This is a genomic window from Vibrio sp. V42_P2S4T144 (genome assembly GCF_009904715.1).
Taxonomy (GTDB): Bacteria; Pseudomonadota; Gammaproteobacteria; order Enterobacterales; family Vibrionaceae; genus Vibrio; species Vibrio alginolyticus.
In genome coordinates, this window is the sequence record NZ_WXWS01000062.1 from 1 (window position 1) to 3,254 (window position 3,254).

1 protein-coding gene is annotated in these 3,254 nt (G+C 46.6%); it reads right to left on the reverse strand.

The genetic code is table 11. The features are described from left to right. Window positions 1–203 precede the first annotated feature (203 nt). Window positions 204–3,254, reverse strand: a 3,051-nt coding sequence (gene rne, locus CAG68_RS01950; RefSeq protein ID WP_161440726.1) for a ribonuclease E, incomplete at its 5' end; no start/stop codon positions are given.

Sequence of the window (3,254 nt, forward strand, 5' to 3'; positions counted from 1 at the left end):
ATGGTGTCGAAAACTTGAGTCGGCGCATGCTACCGAAAAGTGTGATTAAGTTCAAGAATGATACGAATAATGGCGTACAAATGTGATCACGAATTGGTATTTATATGAACAATTTATTGGGCAAATATGAAGATAAAAAAGGCTACCAGATGGTAGCCTTTAATTTATTTATGCCGTTAAGCAGTTGAACGTAATGATTTAGCCTAGTTAAAGTTAGGCTTTGTCATCTCTGCCGATGCACGGTTTTTAGCCACTTGGCTACCAGCACCTTTAGCTTGGTAACGTTCGGTTTTGAACGGTGCTGCTGCAACCGTGATTTCGCGTAGCTCTTGAGGGCCAGGTGCTTTCGTCATCGGTGCGCTAGCGTTTAGCTTAGCCGCAACTTTAATGGCTTCGACTTTAGGCTCTGGTTTATCTACTGGCGCTTCGGCTGCAATCTCTTTTGCTGCTTCAACGATAGGCTCTTCAGCAGGTGCCGTTTCTACGATGACATCAACCGGTTCAGCATGTTCAGTTACAGGAGTTTCAACGATAGGCTCTACCGATGCTGTTTCTACTACTGCCGATTCAGCTTTTTCTGCGATTACTGTTTCAACAACAGGTGCTTCTACTACTGGAGCTTCCACTTTCGCTTCAACGGTTTCTTGAACCTTGTGTTCAACAACTGGCGCATCTGTTACGACAGGTTGCTCGCGACGAATAATCACTTTACCCATTGCCATTTCTGGACACGCAAAGCCACCTTGGATTGTAGGTACTGCTGCTACAGCTTCTTCCTTAACTCGCTCTTCCTTCTTAGGTGCTGGTTTCGGAATGTAACGTGGCATTACTTTACCCATAGCCATTTCAGGAGAAGCGACACCTCCCTTACGTAGGCGGAACGGGTTAGGGCGGCGATCACGGCCACGGCGACGACGCTGGCCGCTTGCACGCAGGTGACGTGGCGAACGACGGTTACGACGTTGCTTAGACTCTGCTTGCTTGTTGTCTTGTTGTGCTTCTACCGCTGCTTCTGTTGGCTTCTCAACTTTGGTTTCAACCGTTTCTTGAGTCTTAACCGCTGTTTCTTCGGCTTTCTTCTCAATAGCTTCTTGGTCCTTAACGCGTACAGACTTGTTCAATTTGCGACGTTGGCGGCGCTCTTTCACTTTTTCTGCTTTCGCATTTTGCTGCTTCGGTTTGCTCTCTTCTGGTTTTGTTTCAGTACGAGCTTCCGCTGCTAGCTGCAGACCTTTTTCCGCTACTTTTGCGTTTGCTTTCTGCTCTTGGGCTTTATCTACCTGTTGAGCTTTAGGTTTACGCTTTTGGTTACGGTTTTGCGGTTTATTTGTTTGTTGTTGAGCTTCGTTTTGCTCATTAGCCTGCTCATCACGAGGCTTACGACGACGTCGGTTATCGCGATTGTCGCGGTTATCACGATTATCGCGCTGGTTGTTATTGCGACGACGATCGTTACGATCACGTTTGTTACGTCGATTATCGCGATTTGGTTTTTTCTCTTCCTGAGGTTTCTGTTCTTCTTTTGTTTCTTCAGAACCACCGAATAGGAAGCTACCAAGTGCTTTAAACAGACGGCTGAACAATCCAGGTTTCTCTTCTTGTTCAACGTTTTGTTCTTTCTTCTTCGCCTCAGGAGCTGGTTTAGCTGCTGGTGCAGGTGCGGTTTGAGACGGAGCCGCAAAGCCTTTAAGAACTGGCTCTTCAATTCGTTTTGGTTTTACGTCAACTTCCGCTGGCTCTTTACCTTCCGCTTCTTTCATTGCTTCCAGTTTTTTAGGAAGTAGGTAAGAAATCAGATCGAACTCTTCACCTTCACGAACACGGATAACTTCGAAGTGCGGCGTTTCCATGTCAGAGTTTGGAACAACCGTAATCTTCACTTCTTGAATGCGTTCGATATGGTTAACTGAACGACGTTTTTCGTTCAACAAGTAAGAAGCGATTGGCACAGGTACAACTGCGAGAACTTGCGCTGTATTGTCTTTCAGTGCTTCCTCTTCGATTAAACGAAGTACAGAAAGTGCTAGAGATTCGTTGTCGCGAACGACTCCAGTACCGCTACAGCGAGGACAGATGTGGTGGCTTGCTTCTGCTAGAGAAGGGCTTAAACGTTGACGTGACATCTCCAACAAACCAAAGCGAGAAATACGACCGATTTGTACACGAGCGCGGTCAAGGCGAACGGCTTCACGTAGACGGTTTTCTACTTCTCGTTGGTGACGAACTGGGGTCATATCGATAAAGTCGATAACCACTAAGCCACCTAAGTCACGTAGACGTAATTGGCGAGCAATTTCGTCGGCTGCTTCTAGGTTCGTGTTTAGAGCTGTTTCTTCAATATCGCCGCCCTTGGTTGCACGAGCAGAGTTGATATCGATAGACGTTAGTGCTTCAGTCGGGTCAATAACAATAGAACCACCAGATGGCAGACGCACTTCACGTTGGAAAGCCGATTCAATTTGGCTTTCGATTTGGTAGTGGCTGAATAGTGGAACTTCGCCTTCATATTTCTTAACGCGGTTAAGGAAATCAGGGCGCACCAATTGAATGTGCTCTTTTGCACGTTCGTAGATGGTGTTGCTATCAATTAAGATTTCGCCAATATCACGACGCAAATAGTCACGGATTGCACGAACGATAACGTTACTTTCTTGGTGGATTAAGAATGGAGCAGGGTTAGAGTCCGCTGCACCTTTGATTGCACCCCAGTGGTTAAGTAGTACATTCAAATCCCACTCAAGTTCTTCAGCACTCTTGCCAACGCCAGCAGTACGTACGATTAGGCCCATGCCCTGAGGCAGTTCCAAAGTACTTAATGCGGCTTTTAGTTGAGTACGCTCGTCACCTTCGATTCGACGAGAAATACCGCCAGCACGAGGGTTGTTAGGCATCAGAACAAGGTAACTACCGGCAAGAGAAATGAAAGTAGTAAGAGCTGCGCCCTTGCTTCCACGTTCTTCTTTTTCCACTTGAACGATAACTTCTTGGCCTTCCGTTAGCACTTCTTTGATGCTTGGACGACCTTGGTAGGTGTAACCTTCAGGGAAATATTCGCGGGCAATTTCTTTGAGAGGGAGGAAACCGTGACGCTCGGCGCCGTAATCAACAAATGCGGCTTCTAAGCTTGGTTCGATACGTGTGATACGTCCTTTGTAGATATTCGCTTTTTTAGATTCATGCCCTGGACTCTCGATATCAAGATCGAAAAGTCGCTGGCCATCAACCAGAGCGACACGCAACTCTTCTTTTTGAGT